Source organism: Mycobacterium sp. MAA66 (assembly GCF_041261665.1).
Taxonomy (GTDB): Bacteria; Actinomycetota; Actinomycetes; order Mycobacteriales; family Mycobacteriaceae; genus Mycobacterium.
The window spans coordinates 829155-853920 of record NZ_JBGCCC010000001.1 but is presented as its reverse complement, the minus strand read 5'-3'; the positions used below and the strand labels follow the sequence as shown (position 1 = coordinate 853920).

Genomic DNA, 24766 nt, shown 5'->3' with positions numbered 1-24766 from the left:
TCACGGTCGCACGGCCCGCCAGCGCCGGTAGCCGCCGTAGATCGCCAGCGCCACAAAGAAATTCACGAAGTAGGCGAGGTCGGCGCCATGCCAGGCCCGGGCCACTGCGCCCTGCAACAGGGTGGTGTTCATGAATGGGATGGCAGCCGCATAGGCGAGCACAAACGCAGTGAGGGCGACCAAGGCGTCGGCCCGTGGCGTGCGCGTGGTCGCGGGGTCCACCGTCGCGCGACCACGGCTGCGCCGGCGCCAGTCGACGATCACCACGGCGGCGAACGCCGGAATCCAATAGCTCACCAGCAGCAGCACATTGGTGAAGCGGTCGGCGGTGTCGGCAGCGTGCAGCCACAGGATCAATCCGAAGGCCAGCGTGGTCACGACCACTGATGACAACGGCCGACGCACCCGCACACCCAGTGTCTGCAGGGCCAGCGACCCGCTGTAGTCGTTCATCACCCCCGAACCGACCGAGGCCAGCGCGATGATCGCCAGCGCCGCGGCGCCGAGCGCTCCTCCACCCATCACTGTGCGCACGCCTTCGGCGGTCTGGTCGGAAATCACTGAGCCGGCCGCGATTCCGATGGTCTCGATGAAGATGTAGGCCAAGGCCAAACCGCCGAAGGTATAGCCGAAAACGCCGCCCGACGACGAGTCGGCCGGCAGGTAACGGCTGAAATCTGCGGCGTAGCTGGCCCATGACACCGCCAGGCTGAGCGCCAGCGTCACGCCGAGCACGAACGCTCCGGCCAGGTCGGCGCCATGCACGCTGGTCGGCACCACGACCTGGTGTCCGCCGGCCAGCCTGATGGCGAACACCACGAAGGTCACGAACAGCACGACGGTGAGCACCGCCTGCAATCGGTGGATCAGCTCATAGCCGATGTAGCCGACGGTGCCCTGCACCCCGAGCACGATGAGCACCGCGGCCCAGAACGGAATGCCCAGCAGCGCCGCCAGCGCCTCGCCGCCGAACAACCCGACCAGACCATCCCAAGCCACCGACGAAAGCCATTGCAGCGCAGCAGGAACCACCACGGTTCCGCCGAAAACCATTCGGGCCGCGGGCAATTGAGCGGTGCCGGTACGTGGTCCCAGGGTTGACAGGTACCCGACCACGAGTGAGCCGAGCACTGTCCCGATGACCAGCGCCAGGAACGACAGCCAGAAGCCGAGTCCCAGGGACGCGATCAGGGCGCCGGTGAAGACGCACGACATGTTGATCTGTGGGGCGAACCAGACGGTGAACAGCCGGCGTGGGGTGCCGTACCGGTGTGCGGCGTCGATCGGGGCGATGCCATGGGTTTCCACCGACATGTCACCGGTGCCGCGTGGCCTGTGGCCGGTGAACGGTGCTGCGGTCAGTGCGGGGTTGGAGGCTTCGACGGCCGGTCCGGTCATGCCACCATTCGACCACGTGACGCGGTCAGTAGAGCACTGGTACGGGTTCGGCGGCAGCGGCGCGTCGGCTGCCGGCGCGGGCCGCGCCGATACCGGCCAGCACCACCAGAACCAAACCGACCATCGCCGGCGGTCGCGGAACCTGGTGCAGGATCGTCAGTCCCATCAGCATGGCGGCCGCGGGCTCCAGACTCATGAGCGTGCCGAAGGAGGCGGCCGACAGGCGCCGCAGCGCCTGCATCTCGAGTGCGAACGGCACCATCGGCAGCAGGATCGCGAGCCCGAGGCCGACCAGCAGTAGATGCGGGGTCAGACGATGCAGTGCCAGCGGTGCGGCCACTGCGGTCGCGATGATCGCCGCGACCGGGATGGACACCGCCAGGCCCGTGATTCCCGATACCTCGTCGCTGACGCGTTGGGTGAGCAAGATGTAGGCCGCCACGCAGCCCGCCGAGCCGATGGCGAACAGCACACCGAGTGGATCGACCGCCCCGGCCCACGGCTGGGTGAGCAGCACCACCCCGATGGCGGCCAGCCCGGGCAGCAGGATCCGGTTCCGGCCGCTGCCCTTGGCCACGGCGACCGCGAGCGGGCCGAGGAATTCCAGCGCGCTGGCAGTGCCCAGCGGGATCCGGGCCACCGCAGCAGTGAACAACAGGGTGAACCCGGCCGTCGCGACACCCAGCGCCGTGCAGTTGATCAGGGCCGATCGGGTGAAGGACGCGGTACGGGGACGAACGATCACCAGCATCAATACCCCGGCCCAGGCCAGCCGCAACCATGCCACTCCGGGTGCGCCCAGCGCAGCTATCTGCAGGGCCGCGACGGCCGCGCCGAGCTGGACCGACATCGTCGACGCCAGGGCCATAAGGGCGCCGTTGCGTGCGAAGGTGGTGGTCACCGCTTCATTGAACGGGACCAATAACGTTCATGTCCACGTGATTAAGGCGGACATACCGTTCATTATTTATGGACGGTGTAGTCAGGCTTTCACGGCGGCAAGTCGGGCGCGCTCACGCATCGAGGCGACGACGCCGCCGTCATTGAGGATGTCGGTGCCGGTCAGATACGCCGCCTTGGTGCTGACACAGAATGCCAGCAGATCAGCCATCTCCTCGGGCAGACCCCAGCGCGGCACCGCGGCGTCGGTGACCATGGCGCCGGCACCGGCCTGCTCCTCGAGGCGGCCCATCTCGGTGTCGATGGAGCCCGGTGAAACGGACACGATGCGCAGGCCCTTGGCGTTGAAGCGCTCGCATTGCGAGCTGCTGTACCACGTGACGAAGTTCTTGCTCAGTGCGTACGAGAAGCCGGACTGGGCCTGCGGCGGCGCCATGGCGCAGGTCTGCAGCAGGGTTGTCACGAACTCGTCGGCGTCGGACAGGGCGAGTGGGAACTTGTCGGTCGGGATGATCTCGTCGGGCAGCAGATGGCCGGCCATGGACGCGACATTCACGATGGCCGCGCCCTCGCCGGCGGCGGCATAGAAGGCCTCGTTGACCACGACGGTGCCGATGGCGTTGGTGGTCATGACGTACGCGGCGTCGCCCATGCTGGGGCTGACGCCGGCGGTGTGGACGACCGAAGCCAGGGTGCCTTGATCGGTGGCGATATCCAGGAGTCGGGCCACGGCATCGGCATCACGCACATCACAGTGGACGGCGGTGACATCGATGCCCAAACCTTCCAGTGTCGCGGCCGCCAGGTCCAGGCGATCCCGTCGGACATCGGCCAGCACCAGCCGATGATCCTGCCCGATCACTTTCGCGGTGGCCTGTCCCATGCCACCCGCACCGCCTGTGATCACCGAAACCCGCGCCATGCGTGGACCGTAACACTATCGGCTAAAAATGTAACTCCACGCGGGGCGTCGTTCGGCTGGGAAATAATCGGTGCGAGAAGAAAGGGCATGATGGACCAGCAAACCTATGACAAGGGCCGTGAGATCCGGACGAAGGTGCTCGGCGCAGCGCACGTCCAGGCCAACGCGGGCAATGCCGACGAGTTCACCCAGCCGCTTCAAGATCTGGTCACCGAATACGCGTGGGGTGCAGTGTGGGGCCGCGAGGGACTCGAGCTCAAGACGCGGAGCATGCTCAACCTGGCGATGATCGCCGTGCTGAACCGGCCCCACGAATTGCGCACCCATCTCAAGGGGGCGATCAACAACGGTGTCAGCCGCGAGGAGATCCGCGAAATCTTCCTGCAGGTTGGCGTGTACGCCGGGATGCCGGCTGCGGTCGACAGCTTCCGGCTGGCGCGTGAGGTGTTCGCCGAGCTGGACGGCTGATGCCGACTTACTGCGGCGCTCCGTAGACGGCCACCACCACGGTGCGGTCCAGGCTGTTGTCGGACCACACACCCATCTTGGTGTACGCGCAGTCACGCATGGTCGCCAGTGCGGCCGGGTCGGCGAACCACTGGTTCAGTATCTCGATGCCGGTGATCGCCAACGCCGGATTGATCGCCACCGTCTCGGCGACGGCGCCCCGAAATCCTGCCGCGCGAGCGCGGTCTGCCACGGTTGATCCGTCAGAACCCGCCTCGCCGTTCAGGTTTCGATTGGCCAGCAGGTCCTCGGCATGCCATTGCGCGGCCAGCTGCAGCGCCGGATCCTTGTTCACGTCGTTGGTGCAACCGGCCTCGTGCTGAACGGTGTAGACGTTGGCCACCACACTGCTGTTGAGCCGGGTGTTATCGGCGCCGGCGCACGGAGCATTGATCAGCGAGAGGATCAGAACCGCAGGCGCAATCGATCTCAAATGGGGTCGAATTGCGAGATCAGCCATCGGCCGTCGATCTTGTCCAAGCTGACCCTGATGCAGGACGCCGTCTGTGACGGGGCGTCCGAACCCACGGTGATCGTCTGATTGACGTAGACCAACACGACCGCGTGATGCGCGTCGGCGGAGACCGAGGCCGCGGCAGGAACGGTGGCCACCGATGCGATGTGCTTCTGCTTGGCGCCCGGGATGACCACGTCATGAATCAGCGAGGTGTACGCATCGAGGAATGACCCCGTCAACAGGCGCCGGGCATCACCGAGCGTCCGTTCGGCCGAATCGGGCTGATAGGACAGCAGCGCTACCGTGCTCCCGCTGGCGGTCTGCACCGACTCGGTGCGCGCAACGTCGGTGGCTGATGCCGAATAACGTTGATAGCCAAGGTATCCCGCCGCAGCGACGAGCAGCACGGTCAGGGCCGCCATCACCCCGTAGAGGATCTTGCGGCGGGACGGGGATTCGTCGGCGTCCAGCGCGGCCTCGTGTTCGGCGAGCGCCGCATCGAGTTCGGTTTCCAGGTCACATGTCTCAAGCTGAGCGGTCACCAGTGCACTCCCCTACTACGGAACGAACTCGACGTTGGACACCTTGGCGTCGGCGCCGATTTTCTGGACAGTCACCCGCATCCGCCAAAAGCGCGGCTGCTCACTGGCACCGGCGCCGGTGACTTTTACCGATGTGGCTACCAGGACCTGGGCATGATCACCGTCCTGCGACTGCAGGCCTGCCTCGGTCACCGTGCCGGTCGAGGTCGAATGGACCTGCTGGAGCACCTTGATGAACGGTGCGGAGCGCTTCTGGAAGTCATCGTGGAAGGCTCCGGTCGACGCGTCGAGGATGCGCTGCACATCCTGGTCGGCCTCGGTGTAGCTGATGGTCGTCAAGTTCAGGGCGCCCTGCCTGGCGACCTGGACGAACAGGTTGCGGTCGGCCTCGGCGACCTGCCGCTGGTGCTGGCCATAACTCAGCCATCCCACCAGCGCGCCCAACGCGACGATCAGGGCGATCCAGGCCGGCAGCGCGATCCGGCGGGTGGCCGACATGGTTGCTCCTTGCGAACTCTTTTCGGGTAACTGAAGAGACGCTAGGGGCGGGCACACCCAGGGTCGAGATTTTTCGGCGCGCAGATTCGAATTGCCGCAGCCGGCTACAGCTCGCGCGCCGTGCGCTCCGGGAACGGGTCAGCGGCGAAGTCGATCTGCGCCGCCGGATTGCTGATCGCCGTCACCAGGCCCGAGCCGAACGGGCCGCGGCTGTCGAACAACGTCGAGTTGCCCACGGCGACACCGTGGGCCGCCCAGTGTGAATCGGCCTGCACGGCGACCCAGTCGTCCTCAGGAAGTCGGGCCAGGGCCACGGTCAGGTCGCCGTTGATGTACCCGACGCCTTTGGTGCCGAGGTTGGTGACCAGGCTGGTGCCCTCGGCGGCCATCGCGGCGCGGACGAAGGGGCTGTTGGTCTGGCCTTCGATCACGTCGATGGACCGATTGACGTAGCGCTTGCGCGAGGCATTCTGGTGATCGGCGATCGCCCGGGTCCAGCCGACCCCGTCGCTGCTGATGTAGGTGGCCAGCGCGGTGTCGACCACCTCCGGTGGGGTGAAATCGATTGTGGTGAACCATTCTTCGCCGCGCGGAGGCTCGCCGAGCCGGTACTGGACCAGGGTCGCCTTGGCCACCGTGACGCCGTCCTGCACGATCTCGCACTCCGAGTTACGTACCCGGTGGCCGTCACGGACCAGATCGACCTTGGTGGTGGTCGGCACACCGCCGGCCGCGCGGAACAGGTCGACGGTCAGCCGGGCCGGAAGAAACTCCGGCAACCCGAAGGCCGACTCCAGTGCGTGCGCCGCCAGCCCCACCAGGGCCGGGCCGTTGAGGTGGTCGGCACCCCAATGGCTCTGGGCGAACCGAGTCGGCTGCACCTGATCGGCATCGATGGGCGTGAAGTGCGCGAAGCGTGCAGTCATTTTCGCATCGTCGCACACGGCCCGGGACATCTCCGACGCAGTGCTAAATATTCAGATATCAGGACCAATGCCATAAAGACCGTTCGCTATCAATGGATAATCAGGACATGGATACCCGCCGTCTGCACCTGCTGCTCGCGCTGTCGCGGCTCGGCTCGATGCGGGCCGTTGCCGAGAACTTGAACCTGACGACCTCGACGGTGTCGCAGCAGATCGCCGCACTGGCCAAGGAAACCGGCGCCCAATTGATCGAACCGGAGGGCCGGCGGGTCCGGCTCACCCCGGCCGGCCGGCGGCTGGCCGACCACGCCGTCACCATCCTGGCCGCGGTCGAGGCCGCCCGGCTGGACCTGGACTCGGACGCAGAGCCGGCCGGCACCCTGCGGGTCGGTGGGTTCGCCACCGGCATCAGGGTTTCGCTGCTGCCGATCCTGGGCGACCTGAGCCGCAGCCATCCCGACATCGACGTGAGGATGAGTGAATACGAGCCCCTTGAGGCGTTCGCCCTGCTGACCGACGACGATCTCGACCTCGCACTGACCTATGACTTCAACCTGGCCCCCGCGTCCCCCGGCCCGGTACTGGAAAGCGTTGCGCTGTGGTCGGTTCCGTGGGGCCTGGGCTTACGCACCGACGAAGCACGGGGCCCCGCCGTGCTGGCGGATTACGTGGAGACGACCTGGATCGTGAACTCCCGCAACACCGCCGACGAAGACGCGGTACGCACCCTGGGTTCGATGGCCGGATTCGTACCCCGGATCACACACCAGATCGACAGTCTGGAGCTGGTGGAAGACCTGATCCTCGCCGGGTACGGCATCGGACTGTTGCCGATCGATCGGCCGGCCAGCCCCGGCATCACGGTGGTGCCGTTGGCGGGTCCGGCGGTGATCCACACCGCGTATGCGGTGACCCGCAAGGGGCGTTCGAACTGGCCGCCGCTGCGGGCGGTCCTGGACCGGCTGCGCCCACCCGCCGGCCCGATTCCGATGCCGACATGGCCGCGTCCGGTCGCCGGAAACTGACCGGGGATCTGGCACGCTACCTCTGTGAGATTGATCAGAGCCGCCTGTGCCGCTGCGGCCGCGGTTCTGCTGTGGGGTCCGGTATCTCCGGCCGCGAGGGCCGATGACGCGACCACGCGTATCGCACAGGCCGATGCCTACCTGGCCACCCGGCCGGGCACCGTCGGATACGTACTGCGCGACCGCGGAACCGGTGCGGTGTTCCGCAATTCGCACGCCGGCGACATGGTGTGGACGGCCTCGACCATCAAGCTCGGCATGGTGGTCGACCTGTTCGCCCGGCAGCAGGCCAACCTGCTGCGACTGACGGACGCCGACATCGCGTCGATGACGGCGATGCTGCACTCGTCGGACAACGATGCCGCCGATGCACTGTGGACCCGCTATGGAGGTCCCAACCACACCATCTACAACAACGACTTCCCGCATTTCGGGATGAGCAGGGTGACTCCTCAGCCCGGGTTCGGAAACATGTTCCCGTACTGGGGTTTCCAGAAGTCCACGACCGATGACCTGGACCGGATGGTCAACTACATGCTGACCGGACTACCGGCCAACCAGACCGCCTGGATCGTCAGTCAGATGCAACACGTCGACCCCATACAGCAGTGGGGCGTCTGGGGCGCGGGCCCGGATATGGTGCCGGGCAACAAGAACGGCTGGTCCGATGAGCAGGGCGGTTGGGTGACCAACAGCGTGGGCTTCGCCGGGCCGGGCCAGCGATTCACCCTGGCCATCATGAACGAGCTCGGCGGGGCCGGTGGTTGCGACGACGGTCAGGCCACGACGACGCGGTTGAGTCAGATATTGTTGGCGGGTCGGCAGTAGGCCGTCAAATCCCGCGCAGACGCGAAAGACATTCGTCGACAATCTGATTCACCGGCATGTTGACGTCGACCGTGACACCGTTCTCGTCCGCGCCGAGCGGCTCCAGTGCGTCGAACTGCGACTGCAGCAACGTCGGTGGCATGAAATGGCCGCGCCGATCGGCAAGTCGGTGAGCGATGAGCTCGAAAGAACCGGCCAGGTGCAGGAATTGGGTCTGTGGGCAGTATTCCCGGAGCTGATCACGGTAGCGGCGCCTCAACGCTGAGCAGGCGATGACTCCGCCATCGGAGTGTTCGGACAGCCAGGTGCCCACCGCCGCGAGCCAGGGCCGACGGGAGTCATCGTCGAGCGGATGGCCGGCCGCCATCGCGGCGATGTTGTCGATGGTGTGCAGGTCGTCGGCGTCGGCAAAAGGCACGTGCAGTCGCGCCGCCAGTGCCGCTGCCACCGTGGACTTTCCGCAGCCGGAGACGCCCATCACCACAATCGGCACTCGCATCGGTCCATTTAATCTGATGTATCGGCCGGGAAGTCGGTATATGACACGATGTATCGGTGATGCCCTCGTCGACCGCAAGCGCGCTGCACGACACCGTGCTGACCGCCGTCGGCAGGGCCATCGCGGCCGGCAAATTGGCCGCCGGTCAGGTGATCACACTGGACGACATCGGCATCGAGCATCGGGTGTCGCGCAGCTTGGCCCGCGAAGTGGTCCGGGTACTCGAATCGATGGGCATGGTCGAGTCGCGTCGCCGTATCGGGATCACCATCGCACCGGCCAGACAATGGAATGTGTTGGACGCCAGGCTCATCGGCTGGCAGCTGGAATCCGGCGACCGGACGGCACCGCTGGCGGCTCTGATCGAGCTGCGCCAGGGCTTCGAACCGGCAGCCGCCGCACTGGCGGCCGGGCGGGCGCAGACACCGCACTGCCGAGAACTGGCAGCCATCGTGTCGGACTTGCAGATGGCGGTCCGATCCGGCGACGGCGCGGCATACCGACAGGCGGACAAGGATTTTCACCAGATAGTGGTCGAGTCCTCGGGCAATGCGATGTTCCGCGCACTGAGCGCTCTGGTCGCCGACGTGCTGTGCTGCGAACTCTCCAGCGACTGTGTCGACCTGCACGATGCCGTCGCCCGTGCCATCCGCCAGGCAGACGGCTCGACCGCCGAAAGCGTCATGCGCGAGATCGCGGCGAAGTCCCCGCAGCTGATCTGATCGTGCACCATGGTTGACTTCGACCATGAGCAGATCTGCGGCGCTGGCCCGGCGACTCTTCGATCGATTCGAGCCCATCCACGCCGTGACCTACTTCGCGCCCGAGGCCCGGATCGCCTTGGAGGCGGCCGGATACCAAGGGGTCGGGATGGGGTACTTCGCGGCGCGTTCGGCGCCGCTGGGACCGGTGGCGCCCGAGGTGGTGACGGCGTTGTTCTACAACTTCGCCGACCGCCAAGCCGCCCGAGTGCTCCCCGATGCCTGGCAATACGCCTCGCCCGCGGTCGCGCTCGCCGTGCGTCAGGAGTCGGCTGCTGCGGCCCTGCGCCGATACGGGCTCGACGATCAGGCCACCCAACCGGCCGCCGACCTACTCGCGAAGGCCGCGATGACGGGCGAACTCGCGGGACGCGGGTTGTACGCCGCCAATCGAGCGCTCCCCTGGCCTTCCGAGCCGCTGGCCAAGCTGTGGCACGCGACGACCTTGTTGCGCGAGCATCGCGGCGACGGTCATATCTCGGTGTTGGCCGGGCTCGGGATCAGCGGGCGTGAGAGCAATGTCTTGCAAACGGCATCCGGTCGCGTCTCCAAAAAGTTCCTGATGCGCAGCCGGATGTACGACGAGGCAGAGTGGAATCACCACTGCGACAACCTCGCCCGGCGCGGACTGCTCGATCAATCCGGCACCTTGACCCCCGACGGCCGCACGCTCAAAGGACGTATCGAGGACGCGACTGACGCGCTGGCCCTAAGCATCTGGGACGCCCTCGACGACGACGAGCTGACAGCACTCTTCGCCACCCTCACACCGTTGACTCGGCTCGTCGTTGCCGGTGGCGACGTGCCGACCGACACCCCGATGGGCATGACACGCGACGAATTAGACGACGACAGCGCACATCTGGGCTGAGCGGCCCGACGTTGGCGTCGAGCCGGTCACTGCGCCGAGGCCAGTAGTTCGAAGCCCTCCCAGGCGCGGCGTTGCTCGGCACGCGGGTCGAATTCCAGGTGGGTTCGCCGGTCGAACACCATGACCGCGCGATGGCCCGTCTCGTACTGCGGCCAGCCGTCTCCCGGCACACTCTCGTGGGCGAAGGCACGCCAGCGGTTCTGCATGTCGTTGCTGACCCGGATCGCGGACTGGCGATCCACGCCGGCGGTGAGCATCGAACCGACTGCCGTGCGGTAGACGTCGAAGACTGCCAGCAATTCGGTGGCATGGGTGGCACCCAAACCCGACCAGTGCAGGGTCCGCGGCGCGTAGTCGTAGCGGTACACGTAGGTAGGGGCATGAACGCTGTGCGCCTCGGCGATCTGCCAGGTAGCGCTGCCGAAGGCGAAATCGCCACCGAGCTTGATACACGCCTCGGCCGACCGTGGGTAGCCCGGATACGCCGCGGTGATGCGGTCGCGCACCCCCGGTCCAGTGTTGGCGAGCACCTTCTCGATCATCGGCTCGGTGGTCGGCAGCAATTGCATGAAGCGGGTGAACAGTCGGCCCTCGTCGGCATTGCTACCCACGATCAGCGGTACCCGATGTGCGGTGCCGTTTGCCATGGCGATCACCGGATCCTCGGGCAGAAGGTCGGTGCCGCAGGCCGGCCCGGCGGGGAAGGCGCCGGGCAGATCGTCGCCGGCGCGGGCGATCAGCTGGTCCAGTGCGTGCAGCAGCTGGGACGGTTTGGCCGCCATCAGCGCGGCGGCACCGTGGTCGGGTTCCGTGCCCAGTAGCCCGACAAACTGCTCGGCGAACTTGGCCGCGATGTCGGGAGTGCGCACCATGCCGCTGGCCGGACTCTCGGAAATGGCTTGGCAGAAAAGCCCTTTCGCTGACGGTACGGCCATCAGGGTGGCCACCGCGTGCGCGCCCGCACTTTCACCGAAAATCGTCACCCGGTCCGGGTCGCCGCCGAACTCGGCGATGTTGGTCTTCACCCAGCGCAGCGCGGCCACCAAGTCCTGTAGAAACAGGTTTCCGTCGATCTGGTGTTCCGGGGTCGACAGTGACGACAGATCGATGCAGCCAAGTGCCCCGAGTCGATAGTTCACCGAGACATAGATGCAGCCGCGACGGGCCAGCGCGGCACCGTCGTAGATCGGGGTGGCCGAGCTACCCATGATGTAGCCGCCGCCGTGAATGAAGAACATCACCGGCAGTGGCTGGTCGCTCGGATGCTCCGGTGCCGCGACATTGAGGGTCAGGCAGTCCTCGCTCATCGGCTGACGTTTCCCGACACCGAGCACGGTGAACTTGCTTTCCTGCGGCGCACAGTAGGCGAAACCGTGGCAGTACCGGACACCGCGCCACGGCTGCACCGGCTGCGGCGCCCGATAACGCCATGGACCCATCGGCGGCCGGGCGAATGGCACGGCACGCCAGCGGTGCACCCCATCGCGGGTGAAGCCCTCGATGGTCCCGCTGTCGACGGTCACCCGGATCGTCCGATCGTGCATGGGTAGACAGTATCGAAAATCTGTACGGCCGGGGTGCCTGCAGGTTCCTTCGAGCGATGACCACTACCCTGGCCGTCATGCGGATTTCCGTGCTCCTGATGGCTTCTGTCCTGGTTGCGGGCTGTTCCCACGCGGCAGCGCCCTCGGCCGAGCAGTCGTCGACACATCCTGGGCCATCGGCGAGTCCGACGACGGCGCCGTCGGCAACATCCTCGAAGCCCAGCACCGCACCTACTGCGGCGCCTGAACGTGGGTCGGACATCGGTGCGGTCATCGCGTGGGTCGAGGCCGGGACCTCCTCCGATGTGGCGGGCTTTCACACCGCCACGCGTGATGGCGTGGCCACCGATCTGGGTCCTGACGTCGCCTTTGTCGTCGGTGATCGACTGAACTGCATGACCGACAAGACCTTCAACGGCGCCCTGGCGTGCCTGACCCACCCGACGGCTCCGTTGCCCCAACCGGCCGACACCTTTGGACACTGGGTGCCGGGTTGGGTGGACTTCGAGGGCTCGACCGTGGAGGTCGGCTCGGTGCACGGCGATCCTGGCAGGTTCGACAACGGCACCGGCCCGCAGCTGCCCACTGGGCACAGCCTGGCCTTCGGCGACTATCGATGCCGGGCCGATGGTGCCACCGTGGTCTGCGTGAACTACGCCCACCGCACTGCGGTGCGGCTGAGCGACGGCGGCGTGGAGCCGTTCGGTTGTCTCAAGCCGGTGACGCCCCCTGCCTCGGGGTTCGGCCAGCAATTCGAGTGCAAGCCCGCCTGACAGGGACGCGGGGGTCGTTCGTCGTTCCCGAACCTGGACCGATGCCGCGGCGTCAATAGGATGTTCTGCGCAACTTGGAAGTGAAATCAGCAGGGCGCTAAACGTTTTGGGTAAAACGTTCAGTTTGCATGTCGGCGTAAGGTTGCGGCAATGGGAATATCTGTTGAGTCTCTGACACCACTGGAAAAGACGGCGCTGCTGACTGTGTACGCCAGGGCGCTGGACAATCGGGCGCGACGCTCGATACTCGGTGACACCTGGGCTGATTCGGTGGTGGCGGCCATCGACTACGACTTCGCGGGGCTTCGAGTGCAGACCAGCGTTGCCTGTCAGACGGCACTGCGGGCCAAGATGCTCGATGACCGGGTGCGCGCATTCACGGCGGCACATCCCGACGCCGTTGTGGTCGATCTGGGCGGCGGCCTCGACAGCGGCTACCACCGGGTGTCCCCGCCGGCGACGGTCGATTGGTACACCGTGGACCTCGCCGGTATCTCCGAACTGCGTGACCAGGTACTGCCATCCAATCCTGCCGCCCACACTGTCGTCGCGTCGGTTGCCGAAACCAACTGGGCGGCAATGATTCCGGCGGACCGCCCCACCATGCTCGTCGCGGATGGCCTGTTCGCCTTCCTGACCGAGCCCGTGATCGCGGGTGTCTTCCGCAGCGTGACAGAGCATTTCGGCAGCGGCGAGCTGGCGTTCAACGACTATGGCCAGTTCGGGCCGCTGAGCCGGGCCGCCTTCAAGTACCTTCCGCAGAAGATGTTCAAAGATGTTGGTAGCCAATTGGGTTACGCGGGATTCAAGGACGCGCACCACCCGCTGAGCTGGAACCGTCAACTGCAGCTCGTCGAAGAAGCCAGCCTGTGTTACCAGCCCGAGGTCGACCTGTTCCCGGGTGCGCTGAGAGTGGCCACCCGGCTGACCGGGCTGACCAAGGCCGGGGCCCGCAAAGCGCGGATTCTGCGCTACCGCTTCTGAACTCGAGGGTGTGAAGGGAGAGCCGACGCGCCCTAGCCGCCCAGGCACCCCGGACCCAGGAGGGCCTTGAGGTCACCCATCAGCGCCGACGACGGCGTCACCCGAAGCGCCTGATCGAGTTCCAGCGTCGTGATCCGGTCGCCATTGATCAATCGCAGGTGCACCTGCGAGGTGCCCGGGTGGTTGGCCAGCACCGCCTTGAGCGCAGACACCTTCTCCATGGTGCACTGCCGGGTGGGCAGGCTCACCGCGAGCGGCCGGTCGGCCTGGGCATTCGAAAAGTCCGGCACCACAAGGTCACTGGCGAAGATCGACACGCGGTCCTCCTCCACCCGGGCCTTACCGCTGACCAGCACGATCGCGTCATCGGTGATGTCCGCCCCGAACACCGCGTAGGTCTTCGGGAAGAAGTTCACCGTGATCGAACCGTTGAGGTCTTCCAATTGCGCCGAAGCCCAAGGCAATCCCTGCTTGTTGACCCGACGCACCACGGACGCCAGGATGCCGCCGATGCGGACTTGGGTGTCGTTGGCGACGTCACCGTCCAGGATCGCCGGGATCTGCGTGTCGACCTGCGCAGACAGCAGATGTGCAACGCCGTTGAGCGGATGGCCGGACACGTACAGTCCGAGCATCTCGCGTTCGAGCGCGAGTTTGTGCTTGTCGTCCCATTCGTCCTCGGGCACCCGGATGGTGAACGCCGACTCCCCCGCATCGCCGCCACCGGCATCACCGAACAGGTCGAACTGACCCATCGCCTCGGCCTTCTTGGTGCCAAGGACGGAGTCGACGGCGTCGGCGTGGATCAAGAACAAGCCCTTGCGGGCATGGCCCAGCGAATCGAAAGCGCCTGCCTTGACCAGAGATTCGGTCACCTTCTTGTTGCAGGCGGTGATGTCGATCTTGTTCAGATAGTCGGAGAAGTCGGTGTACTTCCCTTTGTCGGTGCGGCCGGCGATGATCGACTGCACCACGTTGCCACCGACGTTGCGCACGCCGCCCATGCCGTAGCGGATGTCGGGGCCGACCGAGGCGAAGTTGTGCACCGACTCGTTGACGTCCGGCGGCAGTACAGTGATGCCGAGGCGCCGGCAGTCCGCGAGATACACCGCGGCCTTGTCCTTGTCGTCACCCACCGAGGTGAGCAAGCCGGCCATGTATTCGGCCGGGTAGTTGGCCTTGAGGTAGCCGGTCCAGAACGACACCAGGCCGTAGCCGGCGGCGTGCGATTTGTTGAACGCGTAGCCGGCGAACGGAAGGATGGTGTCCCACAACGCTTTCACCGCGGCCTCGGAGAAGCCGTTGGCGGTCATGCCCTCTTTGAAGCCCTTGTACTCGGCCTCGAGCACCTCAAGCTTCTTCTTACCCATGGCTTTTCGTAGCGCGTCGGCCTTGCCCATGCTGTAGGAGGCGACCTTCTGCGCGATGAACATGATCTGCTCTTGGTAGACGATCAGGCCGTAGGTCTCGGCCAGGATCTCCTTGAGCGGTTCCTCGAGCTCGGGGTGGATTGGTTTGATGGCCTGCCGGCCGTTCTTGCGGTCGGCGTAGTCGTTGTGGGCGTTCATGCCCATCGGGCCTGGCCGGTACAGCGCCAGCACCGCGACGATGTCGTTGAAGCCGGTGGGCTGCATCCGGCGCAGCAGGTCGCGCATCGGCCCGCCGTCGAGCTGGAACACACCCAGAGTGTCACCGCGAGAAAGCAATTCGTAGGTGGCCGGGTCGTCCAGGGGCAGGTGATCCATGTCCAGATCGATACCGCGGTTGGCCTTGATGTTCTCCAGCGCGTCGCCGATGACGGTCAGGTTGCGCAGGCCCAGGAAGTCCATCTTCAGCAGGCCGATGGCCTCACACGACGGGTAGTCCCAGCCGGTGATGATGGCGCCGTCCTGGGCGCGCCGCCACATCGGGATGGCGTCGATCAGCGGCTCAGAACTCATGACCACCGCGCAGGCGTGCACGCCTGCGTTGCGGACCAGCCCCTCCAGACCGCGGGCGGTCTGGTAGATGGTGCGCACATCCGGGTCGGTGTCGATCAGCGCGCGGACCTCGGCGGCCTCCTTGTACCGCTCGTGTTCGGGGTCGGTGATACCCGACACCGAGATGTCCTTGGCCATGATCGGCGGCGGCAGCGCCTTGGTGATCCGGTCGGCGATGGCGAAGCCCGGCTGACCATAGTGGACGCGCGCCGAATCCTTCAGTGCCGCTTTGGTTTTAATCGTACCGAAGGTGATGACCTGGGCAACCCGGTCGCTACCCCACTTCTCGCTGGCATAGCGCACCATCTCGCCACGGCGGCGGTCGTCGAAGTCGATATCGATATCGGGTGCAGATGGGCGCTCGGGGTTCAGGAACCGTTCGAACAGCAGGCCGTGCGGCAGCGGGTCGATGTTGGTGATGCCCATGGCGTAGGCGACCAGCGAGCCGGCTGCCGAACCACGGCCCGGACCGACCCGGATGCCGATGGACTGCGCGTGGCTGATCAGGTCGGCAACGATCAGGAAGTAGGACGGGAAGCCCTTCTCCAGGATGACGCCGATCTCGTAGGCGGCCCGGTCGAAGTACTCCTGAGGCACCCCGTCCGGGAAGCGCCGATGCAGGCCGGCGTCGACCTCGTGCCGCAACCAGGACGCCTCGTCGTGACCCTCGGGGCACGGGAAGATCGGCATCCGGTCGCGCGGGGCCCAGACATCGGCGTAGGACTCGACGCGTTCGGCGATCAGCAAGGTCGAGTCACACGCGCCAGGCACCTGGTCGTCCCACATCGCCCGCATATCCGCGGCAGACTTCAGGTAGTAGCCATCGCCGTCGAACTTGAACCGGGTTGGGTCCGAGAGTGTCTTGCCGGTCTGGATACACAGCAACGCCTCATGGTTGTGCGAGGCCTCACGCGTGACGTAATGGCAGTCGTTCGTGGCCAGAGGCCGGATGCCGAGCTGCTTGCCGATGTCGAGCAGACCCTGGCGGACCCGGCGCTCGATCTCGATGCCGTGGTCCATCAACTCAAGGAAGAAGTTCTCCTTGCCGAAGATTTCCTGCCACTTGGCAGCGGCTTCCAGGGCCTCTTTTTCGTGGCCGAGCCGCAGCCGGGTCTGCACCTCACCCGAGGGACAGCCGGTGGTGGCGATGATGCCGGACGAATGCTCCGCGATGATCTCGGCGTCCATCCGGGACCACTTGCCGAGCTGCCCTTCGAAGGAAGCCAGCGAAGACAGCTTGAACAGGTTGCGCAAGCCGGTGGCGTTCTCGGCGACCATCGTCATGTGCGTGTAGGAGCCGCTACCCGAGACGTCGTCGCTCTTCTGGCTGGGGTCACCCCAGGTGACGCGCTTGGTGTTGAACCGCGATGCCGGCGCGATGTACGCCTCGATGCCGATGATCGGCTTGATGCCCGCGCTGGTGGCGACGTTGTAGAACTCGCTGGCGCCGAACATGTTTCCGTGGTCGGTCATGCCGATGGCGGGCATCCCGAGCCGCTGCGCCTCGGTGATCATCGGCTTGACCTTCGCGGCACCGTCCAGCATCGAATATTCGGTGTGGTTGTGGAGGTGCACGAACTGGCTCATAGGAGGGCCAGTCTATGGCGGCCCACCGACAGCTTTTGTACGTCTCGGCGTGTCGCCAGTCGTGTCGTTGCCGGACGCCTACGCGTCACCCTTCAGCAACCCGAATCGCAACAAGTTGCCCAGTTGCGCGGTGACCAATTCCAGCCGTGCGCCGTCGTCCACGAAGCTGGCGTAGAAGCCGACACCCCACAGCAGCGAGTACAACAGGTCGACCAGAACCACCGCACCAGTGTCGGCAGGCAATTCACCGCGCTCGATCGCATCGGTGACCGACCGAGACAAGAACGCCCGCAAGTCGATGGCCGGATCATAGGCCGGCGCCGGGGCCTGGCTGCTGGTCAACCGGGAGCTGACCAGCAGCGCCACCGATTCCCGATCGCTGACGCTCATCCGGCTGAATTCGGACAGGTATGCCGCGAGCCGATCGGGCAGCGTCGACTCCATGCTGGCCATCGTGATGCAGCGCACCACGACCGACGACGCGTCGGCCATCAGGGTCTGATAAATCGCATCGAGGGAATCGAAGTAGTAGTGCAGAGTGGTCCGGCTGAACCCTGACCCCGTCGCCAGCGCCTGAAACGTCGTCGCCGGGTACCCGCGCGTCGCGATCTGCCGGCGGGCGACCGCCAGGATCCGGGCACGGGTCTGGGCGGAATCGGAGCCCACCGGACGCCCTGGCCGCCGCATCTCGGAGGGCGGAAGTGTATCGAGTTGAGTCATGTCACGCCCCGGTCCAATGTGCAGGCAAATGCAGTTACAGCAAACTCTAAGTGATAGCTGTTGATACAGCAAGAGTAAATATATTCTCGACGTTGGACCAGTTTTACAGTGTGTTTGCTAGCAAATAACCTGTGCATCGAATCATCTGATTGTTGGCTGAGTTCATGATCGGGTTTTGCAACCCGCTGAAGTCCGACTTCTCTTGGGTGGCCGGCGGGTGGCCATACCGGAACGCAATCCGAACGCTGGATGTCCGAGCGTCCTGCGCGGGTTTGCTCAAGAACTGGCGGCTCGGGGCCGGCGCGATGCGCCGCGCAGACTCTCGAACCGGTCGAAACTGGGGACTGCCTGTGAACCTGCAAAAGACTGAGATTTCCACCCGGCGGCCTGCGCGAAGGTGCTTACGCTCAGCTAAGTCTCGTGGGGAGGCTCTCGTTAGCTGGCGTATACGACCGACTACGGCCGGATCGAGGGTTATCTGGAAGCCACCCTGGCTTCGGTCGCCAATCAGACGAGTGATGAATTCGTCACCATCTGTGCTGGCCGGGCCCGCCTTGCCCTATCGCTCGCGCCTGTTTCCCGATTTCGGTATTCGACCGTCGAAGTCCCCGGCGCAAACAATGTGGTCGGCATTCGGATTGCCGGCGCTGAAACCCGATCTCAGAATTCGACGGCCGGCATTTCTGCGCCCCAAAATGCTGATCAGTTCGGCTCAACGCCAGTCGGGTCTACCGACTTAAATCGACCCGACTTGAGTGGGCTCGAGGCCGATTTGGCTTCGAGCGGCGCTGAACTCGGCCGCCAATCGCTCACGAAGAATATCCACGGCCGCGCGCTTCGATGCCCGGATGTGCTGGCGATCGGCCAATAATGCGCACGCCCGGTCGACGACCTCGTGCTGGGTGATGGTGTCGGTCCGGATCAGTGAGCGTTCGTCGTCGATCGACAGGGCGAAGTCCCGGCATTTCGGTTGGTACTCAAGAGATATGGCGGGTGTGTCGGAAAGTGCGGCCAAGATCGCCGCATGAAGGCGGGTCACCACGACCAGCGAACAGCGAGCCAACTCGGCGGTGACTCCGGCAGCGTCTTCGGGAAACACCATTTCGGCGTCGACGCCGTCGAGCGCCATGCTCGTCCACTTGCGATCGCGGGCGTCCATGAGGATGCCGACGAACTTATACCCTTGCGCCGCAAGGTGTTTGACGGCACCTGCCAGTTCCTGCGCCACGGCATGCGCGTTGTGGCCCCACAGGTCGTCATGGAAGCCCAGGTTCACCCCGATCAGGCCCTCGGTCGGTGAAACGTCAGGCCGTGGCAGCAACAGTGCCGGGTCACCGGATACCTGCACGTCAAAACCGACGTCAGACAAGAGCTCTGCGCTTTGCGGTCCGCGAACCGACACACTCTCGAACCGCGACAAGATCGACGGCCACCGGCTCAGTTCGCCTCTGCTGGACCCGCTTCGTCGTCCGGAGAAAATCGGATCCTCGACGCCCACGCCGATGGCGTACGTCCGTTGGTTACGTGTCAAGGCTTCGCCGAGCTTGATCAGGTGTCGCCAGTGGCGTCGGCCGATCAGCGTGCCGCCGCCGATCACCTGGACGCTGCCGCGCAGCGACGGCATCACACCTGAAGTCGCCGCTTTGACGAATTCGAGCGGGCTACGGGGCACATCGGCAAAGTTTGCGCCAGACAGCTGCTGGCTGACCGCGTCGTAAATCGCCTCGTCACCAAGGTTTCCATGGCCATGCCAACCCAGGTAAGCGACGGACGGATCTGGCACGTCCGACGCTCGGCCATACAGGTGTGATCCTGAAAGATCGCTGTGCACCGGGCCATACTAGAGCTACTCCGTCTGAGTTCGCCAAACCTAGGCTTCGTTGCTCGGCTGGCGGAATGGGGACGCGCATTGATTCACCGAAGCCGCGCGCTGTGGCTCATCCTGTGCCCGACCTGACGACATCTCGCCGTAATCGCATTCGTCGTGCGTCGGATATTGATGCAGGCCAGACGGGATTCTGCTGGTCAACGGCCATCGGCGGGGCCGATTGTTCGGGGGTCGGGTGACAGGGGGCCGGGACGAAACCGGGCCATCGATTCCGAGATGCTGTTACCGCCGCGTGACCACCCCAGTGGTAGCTGTGCACTACCTGAGCGCACGCTGTATCTGCACTGGCTTGGTTGTCCTTGTCAAGCGTTAATATTCAGCTGATCGGAACCTTCGTGGCTGAGGCCCGTGCGCGCCGTACTGCGTCGCCGGTGAAGATCGCCAATGCCACCCAGATCAACAGGAAACCCGCCCAGCGGCTCGCGGGCATCGGCTCACGGCCGACGAAAACACCCCACGCCATCTGCAAGCCCGGAGTGAGGTACTGCAACAGCCCCATCGTCACGAGCGGCAAGCGCTGTGCCGCACCGGCAAACATCAACAACGGAATCGCGGTGACCGGGCCGCACAGCAGCAGCAGCGCCACGTGTCCGCCTCCGTGTCCGGTGAACGTCGACTGCCCCGCGACGGTCAGCATCACCAGATACCCCAGGGCGAACGGCCCGGCCAGTGCGGCTTCGACCCCGACACTCACCCGCGGATCGGCCGGCACCACCTTCTTCACCGCGCCGTACAAACCGAACGAGGCCGCCAGTCCCAACGCGATCAACGGCAGCGACCCGGCAGCCACCGCCAACAACGCGACCGCGCCCAGCGCGATCGCCAGCGCCGCCAGCTGGGCACGACCCAGGCGTTCACCGAACAGCGCAACACCGAGGGCCACGCTCACCAGCGGATTGATGAAGTAGCCCAGCGCCGCGTCGACCACATGGCCGTTGTTGACCGCATAGATGTAGATGACCCAGTTGATCGAGATCAACGCCGAGGCACCGACCAGCAGGCCCCAGGTGCGGGCGGTCAAAGTGCGCAGGTCGCCGAGCCGACGGGTCAACACCAGTACCACCGTCATGAACAGCAGCGTCCACACGATGCGGTGAGCCAGTACCTCGAACGCCCCGGCCGGCTTGAGCAGCGGGAAGAAGGCCGGGAACAGACCCCACGAACCGTAGGCGCCCAACCCGAGCCACAGGCCGCGGCTCTGCGGGGACGACGGCGTTGTCACTGGTTATGCAGTACGTCGAGCGCGTGTTGGAGATCCTCGGGGTATTCGCTGGTGATCTCGATCCACCGTCCGTCCGCTGGATGCGCGAAGGCCAAGGACTTGGCGTGCAGCCATTGCCGCTCCAGCCCAAGCTTTTTCGCCAGGGTCGGATCGGCGCCATAGGTCATGTCGCCACAGCACGGATGGTGCAACGCCGAGAAGTGCACCCGGATCTGGTGGGTTCGACCCGTCTCGAGATGCACATCGAGCAGGCTGGCGCGGACGAACGCTTCGATGGTGTCGTAGTGGGTGACGCTGGGGCGACCGCCCTCGGTGACCGCGAACTTCCAGTCATTGCTGCGATGCCGTCCAATGGGGGCATCGATCGTGCCGCTATGTGGATCCGGATGCCCCTGAACCAGTGCGTGATAACGCTTTTCGACGGTGCGGGCCTTGAACGCTCGCTTGAGCACGGTGTAGGCCCGCTCGGACAGTGCCACCACCATGACTCCGGACGTCCCGACATCGAGCCGGTGCACGATGCCCTGGCGTTCGTGGATACCGGACGTGGAGATCCGGAAACCCGCCGCGGCCAGACCGCCGAGCACCGTCGGCCCGGTCCACCCGACCGACGCGTGCGCCGCCACCCCGGCCGGCTTGTCCACCGCGACGATGTCGGCATCGGAGTAAAGGATCTCCATGCCCTCGATCTCTTGAGGCGTGTTCTCCACCGGGGCGGGCGCCTCCGGCAGCCGCACCTCGAGCCAGGAACCGGCAGTCAGCTTGTCCGACTTGGCCGCCTGCACTCCGTCGATGTCGATGCCGCCCTCCTCGGCGATAGCGGCCACCGCGGTACGCGACAGCCCCAGCAGCCGGGACAGGCCCGCGTCGACGCGCATACCGGCGAGTCCTTCGGGAACCGGCATCGAGCGAGTCGTCATCAGCTCGGGTCAGTTCCGTCGGCGGCCGTGGCCTCGGCGTCGGTGGTGGCCGCCGAAGACTCCGCGGTGTCGGCGGTGTCGGGTTTGGCGTCCTGGCGTCGGCCGACGGTATCGAAGTCGTAGCCGAACAGCGACAAGCCGACCAGGAGCACCGCCCCGCACACCACCGCGGAGTCAGCCACGTTGAACACCGGCCACCAGCCGACCGACAGGAAGTCGACGACATGCCCACGCAGTGGGCCCGGGGCCCGGAACAAGCGGTCCATGAGGTTGCCCAGCGCGCCGCCGAGCACCAACCCCAGGCCGAGCGCCCACCACGGCGACACCAATCGCCGGCCCATCCAGATGATGCCGCCCACCACACCGGTCGCGATCAGCGTCAACACCCAGGTGTAACTGGTGGCCATCGAGAACGCCGCGCCCGAGTTGCGCACCAGAGTCCAGGAGACGGTGTCTCCGATGATGGGCACCGGCTCATTCGGGACCAGCAGGTGCACGGCGGCCACCTTGGTGATGACGTCCAGCGCCAGCACGACGGCGGCCACCGCCGTCAACAGCTTCAACCGACGCGGCTCAGCCGTACTTTGTGCTGCGGTCGTCTGGGTGTCCGACTCCGCGGATTCCTCGCTCACTCCCCCATCATCCCAAAGCGGCGGTGGTGAACAATCGCCGCATGAGCTCCAACGCGCAGCCCGCGGCCCGCCGCGTCGTCGTGATCGCCACCGGGGGCACCATCGCCACCAGCACCGACGCCGACGGAGTCGCCCGTCCCAGCCGGAGCGCCGCCGACCTGACCAGGGATCTGTCGACAGATCTGCAGGTCGACACCGTCGAGTTGATGGCCGTCGACAGCTCCGAACTGACCCCGGCGGACTGGGACCGGATCACCGCCGCCGTGCACGCAGCGGCGGGCACCGAAGGGGTCGACGGGATCGTCGTCACGCACGGCACCGACACCATGGAGGAAACCGCGCTGTGGCTGGACGCCACGTACGACGGCACCACGCCGGTGGTCCTCACCGGGGCGATGCGCAGCAGTGATGCACCCGACGCCGACGGACCGCAGAACCTGCGCGAGGCGATCGCCCTGGCCGCCAGTCCGGCGGCGCGTGGACTCGGGGTGCTGGTGAGCTTCGCCGGGACGGTGTGGCAGCCACTAGGACTGACGAAGGCCGAGCACAGCCTGGTCGGCACCGCAGTCGGGTTGATCGACCGGACCGGCTTTGTGCCGGGTGCGGTCAAGGCGCAGCCGGCGTTCGGGATGCGGTCGGCTGCGGCCGCACCACGGGTCGACATCGTCGCCGCATACGCCGGCAGTGACGCGCTGGCCATGGACGCGTTCGTCGCTGCGGGAGCCGGCGGCGTGGTGCTGGAAGCCCTCGGCTCCGGTAACGCCGGCTCGGCGATGGTCGCCGGGGTGCGCCGGCTTCGCGAGACAGGAGTTGCGGTGGTGGTCAGTACCCGGGTGCCCGGCGCGCGCGTCACCGCCGGTTACGGGCCGGGGCGAGCACTGATGGACGCCGGCGCCGTATCAGCAGGCGCACTGCGGGCCGCCCAGGCCCGCGTGTTGTTGATGGCGGCGCTGGCCGCTGGCGCCCCCGTTGCCGAGGTGTTCGCCGAGTGGGGCTAGTGCTGCACGCTTTTGGCGCCGGGTCCGGTGTCATCGTCGTGCGGTGCGCAGGCCAGGTACTCCTGCCAGTCCAGGCTGTGCACCGGGTCGGCCTTGCTGATCGCCGGATCGTCGGAAGGCAGGGTGCGCGCCGGCCCCGGCCCACTGGCCCGGGTCTCGAAGCGCACCGTCATGACTCCGTGCCCGGCGCCCTGCACCCAGCCGTGACCGTGCTCGGCATGGGTGACGTCGTCGCCGATTCGCCATGCCGTTTCGGTCGGTTGCGCTGTGGGCAGGGCCGAGGGGGCCGGGGTGGTGTCGGTGAGGTCGGCCAACTCGATGTCCGGGAACAGCGACTCCTGGCGGGCCTCGGTCAAACCCGAAAAGCCAATGCCGACAAGGCGAATTGGACCGATCTGCAGGGGGTCCAACAGGAGTCGGCGCGCCATCGCGGTCAGCGTCGCCGGATCGGTGCTGGCATACGGCAGCGTGGCCGACCGGGTCAGCGTGCTCATGTCGGACTTCTTGAGTTTGACCGTGACGGTTCGCGCGCCGCGGCCGTCTTTGAGCAGTCGACGATGGGCATGCTCGGCGATCGGGCCGATGTTGTCGTGCAACTGCTCCAGGGTGGTCAGGTCGGTCTGAAACGTCGACTCGGCGCTGATCTGCTTGGCCTCGGCCCGCTCCTGCACCGGACGGTCGTCGATACCCCGGGCCAACCGGTGCAGTGCCGGACCCACGGTGCCGCCGAGCACGTCGGCGATCTCCGAATCGGCAAGGGCGGCAAGGGCGCCCACTGTCTCGATGCCTAGGCGGTGCAGCTTTTCCTCGGCGACCGGGCCGATCCCCCACAGTTTGCGCACCGGCAGGTGATCGAGCAACAAGCGCTCCTCGTCGCGCCCGACCACCCGGATTCCGTCGGGTTTGGCCAGGCCCGATGCGATCTTGGCGATCTGCTTGCCCGAGCCCGCGCCGACCGACGCCACCAGGCCAGTCTCGGCACGCACCTTGGCCCGCAGGTCTTCGCAGAACTGGCGGACGTCGCCGGCGGTGGCGCCGACCAACTCGGCCGGCTCACCGAATGCCTCGTCGAAGGAGAGCTGCTCGAGCACCGGCACCACGGAACGGACGGTGTCCAGCGCGCGGCGGCTGGCCACCGAATAGACCGCGCCGCGCGGCGGCAGCACGACCGCCGTCGCCCCGATCAGACGCCGCGCCTGGTGCATGGGCATCGCGGAACGGGCCCCGAACACGCGGGCCTGATAACTGGCACCGGCCACCACGCCGCGCCCACCGAGCCCGCCGACCAGCACCGGCCGATCACGCAGGGTCGGCCGGGTCAGTTGCTCAACTGACGCGAAAAAAGCGTCCATGTCCAGATGCAGGACCCAGCGATCCACAGTGGG

Annotated in this window: 24 protein-coding genes; 8 read left to right on the top strand and 16 right to left on the bottom strand. The window is 66.0% G+C overall.

The genetic code is table 11. From position 1 onward, the window contains the following. The 3 genes from ABIA30_RS04140 to ABIA30_RS04130 form a co-directional block, all read right to left on the bottom strand. Entirely contained in the window at positions 1-1398 is a 1398-nt protein-coding gene (locus tag ABIA30_RS04140) for a cytosine permease (RefSeq protein ID WP_370062322.1), read from the bottom strand. 25 nt (positions 1399-1423) lie between these two features. After that, positions 1424-2299 (bottom strand): DMT family transporter, encoded by an 876-nt coding sequence (locus tag ABIA30_RS04135; protein WP_370062320.1) that lies wholly within the window; start codon positions 2297-2299, stop codon positions 1424-1426. A gap of 81 nt (positions 2300-2380) precedes the next feature. Then, a complete protein-coding gene (locus tag ABIA30_RS04130) occupies positions 2381-3220 on the bottom strand; it encodes an SDR family oxidoreductase (protein ID WP_370062318.1) in 840 nt (279 codons plus the stop codon). A gap of 90 nt (positions 3221-3310) precedes the next feature. Between ABIA30_RS04130 and ABIA30_RS04125 the strand changes: the two genes are divergently transcribed. Then, a complete protein-coding gene (locus tag ABIA30_RS04125; RefSeq protein ID WP_370063323.1) occupies positions 3311-3688 on the top strand; it encodes a carboxymuconolactone decarboxylase family protein in 378 nt (125 codons plus the stop codon). Positions 3689-3695: 7 nt separating this feature from the next. Here the strand turns inward: ABIA30_RS04125 and ABIA30_RS04120 are convergent, their stop codons facing one another. The 4 genes from ABIA30_RS04120 to ABIA30_RS04105 form a co-directional block, all read right to left on the bottom strand. Beyond that, positions 3696-4187 (bottom strand): CAP domain-containing protein, encoded by a 492-nt coding sequence (locus tag ABIA30_RS04120; RefSeq protein WP_370062316.1) that lies wholly within the window; start codon positions 4185-4187, stop codon positions 3696-3698. After that, positions 4157-4726: a hypothetical protein gene (locus ABIA30_RS04115; RefSeq protein WP_370062314.1), complete on the bottom strand. Its 570-nt coding sequence runs from the start codon at positions 4724-4726 to the stop codon at positions 4157-4159. Before ABIA30_RS04115 ends, ABIA30_RS04120 begins: the two co-directional genes overlap by 31 nt. A gap of 15 nt (positions 4727-4741) precedes the next feature. Next, the gene (locus tag ABIA30_RS04110; protein ID WP_370062312.1) at positions 4742-5224 is read right to left on the bottom strand and encodes a mammalian cell entry protein; all 483 of its coding nucleotides are present in this window, start codon (positions 5222-5224) and stop codon (positions 4742-4744) included. 104 nt (positions 5225-5328) lie between these two features. Further along, on the bottom strand, positions 5329-6150 hold the full coding sequence (locus ABIA30_RS04105) for an acyl-CoA thioesterase domain-containing protein (RefSeq protein WP_370062310.1): 822 nt from the start codon (positions 6148-6150) through the stop codon (positions 5329-5331). A gap of 107 nt (positions 6151-6257) precedes the next feature. Here ABIA30_RS04105 and ABIA30_RS04100 point away from each other — a divergent pair, with 107 nt between their 5' ends. Next, positions 6258-7175, top strand: a complete 918-nt coding sequence (locus ABIA30_RS04100; RefSeq protein WP_370062308.1) for a LysR family transcriptional regulator — start codon at positions 6258-6260, stop codon at positions 7173-7175. A 24-nt stretch (positions 7176-7199) separates the two neighbouring features. Beyond that, on the top strand, positions 7200-8003 hold the full coding sequence (locus ABIA30_RS04095; RefSeq protein WP_370062306.1) for a tat pathway signal sequence: 804 nt from the start codon (positions 7200-7202) through the stop codon (positions 8001-8003). Positions 8004-8007: 4 nt separating this feature from the next. Here ABIA30_RS04095 and ABIA30_RS04090 read toward each other — a convergent pair whose 3' ends face one another. Further along, positions 8008-8502 carry a gluconokinase gene (locus tag ABIA30_RS04090; protein WP_370062304.1) on the bottom strand — a complete coding sequence of 165 codons (495 nt, stop codon included), beginning with the start codon at positions 8500-8502 and terminating at the stop codon, positions 8008-8010. A gap of 59 nt (positions 8503-8561) precedes the next feature. On the opposite strand from ABIA30_RS04090, the gene ABIA30_RS04085 reads away from it, so the two are divergent. After that, positions 8562-9224 (top strand): FadR/GntR family transcriptional regulator, encoded by a 663-nt coding sequence (locus tag ABIA30_RS04085; protein ID WP_370063321.1) that lies wholly within the window; start codon positions 8562-8564, stop codon positions 9222-9224. 25 nt (positions 9225-9249) lie between these two features. After that, positions 9250-10134 (top strand): hypothetical protein, encoded by an 885-nt coding sequence (locus ABIA30_RS04080; protein ID WP_370062302.1) that lies wholly within the window; start codon positions 9250-9252, stop codon positions 10132-10134. A 26-nt stretch (positions 10135-10160) separates the two neighbouring features. Here the strand turns inward: ABIA30_RS04080 and ABIA30_RS04075 are convergent, their stop codons facing one another. Then, positions 10161-11678 carry a carboxylesterase/lipase family protein gene (locus ABIA30_RS04075; RefSeq protein ID WP_370062300.1) on the bottom strand — a complete coding sequence of 506 codons (1518 nt, stop codon included), beginning with the start codon at positions 11676-11678 and terminating at the stop codon, positions 10161-10163. A gap of 56 nt (positions 11679-11734) precedes the next feature. Here ABIA30_RS04075 and ABIA30_RS04070 point away from each other — a divergent pair, with 56 nt between their 5' ends. Next, complete coding sequence (locus ABIA30_RS04070) at positions 11735-12451, top strand: hypothetical protein (protein ID WP_370062298.1); 717 nt, start codon at positions 11735-11737, stop codon at positions 12449-12451. A 150-nt stretch (positions 12452-12601) separates the two neighbouring features. Further along, positions 12602-13435 carry a class I SAM-dependent methyltransferase gene (locus ABIA30_RS04065; RefSeq protein WP_370062296.1) on the top strand — a complete coding sequence of 278 codons (834 nt, stop codon included), beginning with the start codon at positions 12602-12604 and terminating at the stop codon, positions 13433-13435. 32 nt (positions 13436-13467) lie between these two features. On the opposite strand, the gene dnaE is transcribed toward ABIA30_RS04065, so the two are convergent. The 6 genes from dnaE to lspA all read right to left on the bottom strand — a co-directional run bounded on the left by dnaE (position 13468) and on the right by lspA (position 22383). Then, entirely contained in the window at positions 13468-17001 is a 3534-nt protein-coding gene (gene dnaE, locus ABIA30_RS04060; RefSeq protein ID WP_370062294.1) for a DNA polymerase III subunit alpha, read from the bottom strand. 78 nt (positions 17002-17079) lie between these two features. Then, positions 17080-17721, bottom strand: coding sequence for a TetR/AcrR family transcriptional regulator (locus ABIA30_RS04055; protein ID WP_370062292.1), 642 nt, complete (start codon positions 17719-17721; stop codon positions 17080-17082). A gap of 736 nt (positions 17722-18457) precedes the next feature. After that, positions 18458-19504, bottom strand: coding sequence for a polysaccharide pyruvyl transferase family protein (locus ABIA30_RS04050; RefSeq protein WP_370062290.1), 1047 nt, complete (start codon positions 19502-19504; stop codon positions 18458-18460). A 421-nt stretch (positions 19505-19925) separates the two neighbouring features. After that, positions 19926-20831 carry an EamA family transporter RarD gene (gene rarD, locus ABIA30_RS04045; protein WP_370062288.1) on the bottom strand — a complete coding sequence of 302 codons (906 nt, stop codon included), beginning with the start codon at positions 20829-20831 and terminating at the stop codon, positions 19926-19928. Continuing rightward, positions 20828-21751, bottom strand: coding sequence for an RluA family pseudouridine synthase (locus ABIA30_RS04040; RefSeq protein WP_370062286.1), 924 nt, complete (start codon positions 21749-21751; stop codon positions 20828-20830). The genes rarD and ABIA30_RS04040 overlap by 4 nt, the downstream gene beginning before the upstream one ends. Next, positions 21751-22383: a signal peptidase II gene (gene lspA, locus ABIA30_RS04035; protein WP_370062284.1), complete on the bottom strand. Its 633-nt coding sequence runs from the start codon at positions 22381-22383 to the stop codon at positions 21751-21753. Before lspA ends, ABIA30_RS04040 begins: the two co-directional genes overlap by 1 nt. Positions 22384-22424: 41 nt before the next feature. Here lspA and ABIA30_RS04030 point away from each other — a divergent pair, with 41 nt between their 5' ends. After that, complete coding sequence (locus tag ABIA30_RS04030; protein WP_370062282.1) at positions 22425-23381, top strand: asparaginase; 957 nt, start codon at positions 22425-22427, stop codon at positions 23379-23381. On the opposite strand, the gene ABIA30_RS04025 is transcribed toward ABIA30_RS04030, so the two are convergent. Continuing rightward, entirely contained in the window at positions 23378-24733 is a 1356-nt protein-coding gene (locus tag ABIA30_RS04025) for a DNA polymerase IV (RefSeq protein WP_370063319.1), read from the bottom strand. The genes ABIA30_RS04030 and ABIA30_RS04025 overlap by 4 nt on opposite strands. Positions 24734-24766: the final 33 nt, after the last annotated feature.

What these genes read in the sequence shown, in the direction of transcription:
- dnaE (WP_370062294.1), bottom strand. Translation starts at nt 17,001, where the DNA reads ATGAGCCAGTTCGTGCACCTCCACAACCACACCGAATATTCGATGCTG.
- ABIA30_RS04025 (WP_370063319.1), bottom strand. Translation starts at nt 24,733, where the DNA reads ATGGACGCTTTTTTCGCGTCAGTTGAGCAACTGACCCGGCCGACCCTG.
- ABIA30_RS04070 (WP_370062298.1), top strand. Translation starts at nt 11,735, where the DNA reads ATGACCACTACCCTGGCCGTCATGCGGATTTCCGTGCTCCTGATGGCT.
- ABIA30_RS04125 (WP_370063323.1), top strand. Translation starts at nt 3,311, where the DNA reads ATGGACCAGCAAACCTATGACAAGGGCCGTGAGATCCGGACGAAGGTG.
- ABIA30_RS04065 (WP_370062296.1), top strand. Translation starts at nt 12,602, where the DNA reads ATGGGAATATCTGTTGAGTCTCTGACACCACTGGAAAAGACGGCGCTG.
- ABIA30_RS04130 (WP_370062318.1), bottom strand. Translation starts at nt 3,220, where the DNA reads ATGGCGCGGGTTTCGGTGATCACAGGCGGTGCGGGTGGCATGGGACAG.
- ABIA30_RS04040 (WP_370062286.1), bottom strand. Translation starts at nt 21,751, where the DNA reads ATGACGACTCGCTCGATGCCGGTTCCCGAAGGACTCGCCGGTATGCGC.
- ABIA30_RS04110 (WP_370062312.1), bottom strand. Translation starts at nt 5,224, where the DNA reads ATGTCGGCCACCCGCCGGATCGCGCTGCCGGCCTGGATCGCCCTGATC.
- ABIA30_RS04090 (WP_370062304.1), bottom strand. Translation starts at nt 8,502, where the DNA reads ATGCGAGTGCCGATTGTGGTGATGGGCGTCTCCGGCTGCGGAAAGTCC.
- ABIA30_RS04085 (WP_370063321.1), top strand. Translation starts at nt 8,562, where the DNA reads ATGCCCTCGTCGACCGCAAGCGCGCTGCACGACACCGTGCTGACCGCC.
- ABIA30_RS04100 (WP_370062308.1), top strand. Translation starts at nt 6,258, where the DNA reads ATGGATACCCGCCGTCTGCACCTGCTGCTCGCGCTGTCGCGGCTCGGC.
- ABIA30_RS04030 (WP_370062282.1), top strand. Translation starts at nt 22,425, where the DNA reads ATGAGCTCCAACGCGCAGCCCGCGGCCCGCCGCGTCGTCGTGATCGCC.
- ABIA30_RS04140 (WP_370062322.1), bottom strand. Translation starts at nt 1,398, where the DNA reads ATGACCGGACCGGCCGTCGAAGCCTCCAACCCCGCACTGACCGCAGCA.
- ABIA30_RS04080 (WP_370062302.1), top strand. Translation starts at nt 9,250, where the DNA reads ATGAGCAGATCTGCGGCGCTGGCCCGGCGACTCTTCGATCGATTCGAG.
- ABIA30_RS04055 (WP_370062292.1), bottom strand. Translation starts at nt 17,721, where the DNA reads ATGACTCAACTCGATACACTTCCGCCCTCCGAGATGCGGCGGCCAGGG.
- ABIA30_RS04075 (WP_370062300.1), bottom strand. Translation starts at nt 11,678, where the DNA reads ATGCACGATCGGACGATCCGGGTGACCGTCGACAGCGGGACCATCGAG.
- ABIA30_RS04120 (WP_370062316.1), bottom strand. Translation starts at nt 4,187, where the DNA reads ATGGCTGATCTCGCAATTCGACCCCATTTGAGATCGATTGCGCCTGCG.
- ABIA30_RS04105 (WP_370062310.1), bottom strand. Translation starts at nt 6,150, where the DNA reads ATGACTGCACGCTTCGCGCACTTCACGCCCATCGATGCCGATCAGGTG.